The sequence below is a fragment of the Bacillus sp. CGMCC 1.60114 genome, from assembly GCF_042676365.1.
GTDB lineage: Bacteria > Bacillota > Bacilli > Bacillales > Bacillaceae_G > Bacillus_A > Bacillus_A rhizoplanae_A.
Genome location: NZ_JBHTHG010000105.1, coordinates 6,683 through 7,925, shown reverse-complemented (window position 1 = coordinate 7,925; position 1,243 = coordinate 6,683). Strand labels below are relative to the sequence as shown.

Genomic DNA, 1,243 nt, shown 5'->3' with positions numbered 1-1,243 from the left:
TATGCCCAAAATGAGGTTGAAGTCATTCATAAGTTATTTAAGTTAGCTGCTTAACCTCAAGGTTAATAGGATATTGCTATTCTATGGTTCTAGCGAATTATTTTGCACCAAAACCATCTAAGCAAACCCTTATTTTGTTTCCCAATCTTTCTATCTACTTTGTATGTGTATATCATTTCTCCAAACAAGCTTTAGGAAAAGATTAATCAAAACTCATTTAGAATTTTTTGATAAAAACGTCGCATCTTTTTTCAAAACATCGTGACTTTATTACAAATCAACACAAACAAACATAATCCCGCCCTAAATTTAGGACGGGATTATGTTTGTTTAATTTTTAATGTAAGATACTTCACTATACTTAAAAACATACCAATAAAGCCGTTTAAATCTAAATGCTATCCCATTATAAGTGAATAAACAAAACCATTTACTATAGCATATTGTTTTTCTCATACGCATTTAAGGCATTTACACCGTGACTCAAGGCTGCTCCGGCTTTTACTGCAGATGCAACGATAATTGCCTCCAAAACCTCTTCCATAGTTCCCCCATATTTCTTATACTTGTTTACATGAACATCAATACAATAGGGACAACCAGTCGTATGAGCCACCGCAATCGCAATAAGTTCCTTTGTTTTCGTTGGTATTAATCCAGATACAAACGCCTCCTTCTCAAATGTTAAAAAAGCTTTTGAGGATGCTGGTGCCATTTTTATAAGCTCATTAATTCGTTTTAAATAAGAATTTCGATAAAGAACATCGTCTCCTTTGTAAAGACCGTTTAGATTTTCCATGAAGATCTTCCTTCCTTAATGAATGTTGTCCTCATTATCATATAATCTAAAAGAGGAGAATTTCTGTAACTATATCACAGAAAACGGCTAAATTTTTGTTGTAGAGCCTTTCGTTGGATGTTTACGATTTTTCCGCGATGTAAAGTAAGAAGTCCCTCCTTCTCGAACTTCTTTAGTGTCCGGCTAACTACTTCCCGTGCTGTACCTAACTCAATAGACAACTTCTCGTGGGTTATGATTATCTCGTCGGAATATAGAGAGGTATGTTTAATGAGATAATCTGCAATCCGATCGTCTATCCCTTTAAAAGCAATCTCTTCTACAAGCTGAGTCACAGTTGACATTTTACGAATAAATAATCCGTATATAAATCTGCTTAACGAATCGTATGTATGTATCCAGTTCCGAAAAGTTTCGGCCGGTATGATTAAGGCTTCAACATCG

2 protein-coding genes are annotated in these 1,243 nt (G+C 34.8%); both read right to left on the bottom strand.

Going from position 1 to position 1,243, the window contains the following annotated elements; all coding sequences use genetic code 11:
* Positions 1-433 precede the first annotated feature (433 nt).
* On the bottom strand, positions 434-799 hold the full coding sequence (locus ACFQZ1_RS14640; protein WP_166703039.1) for a carboxymuconolactone decarboxylase family protein: 366 nt from the start codon (positions 797-799) through the stop codon (positions 434-436).
* A gap of 74 nt (positions 800-873) precedes the next feature.
* The coding region (locus tag ACFQZ1_RS14635; RefSeq protein WP_377882913.1) for a Crp/Fnr family transcriptional regulator at positions 874-1,243 on the bottom strand (370 nt) is incomplete at its 5' end.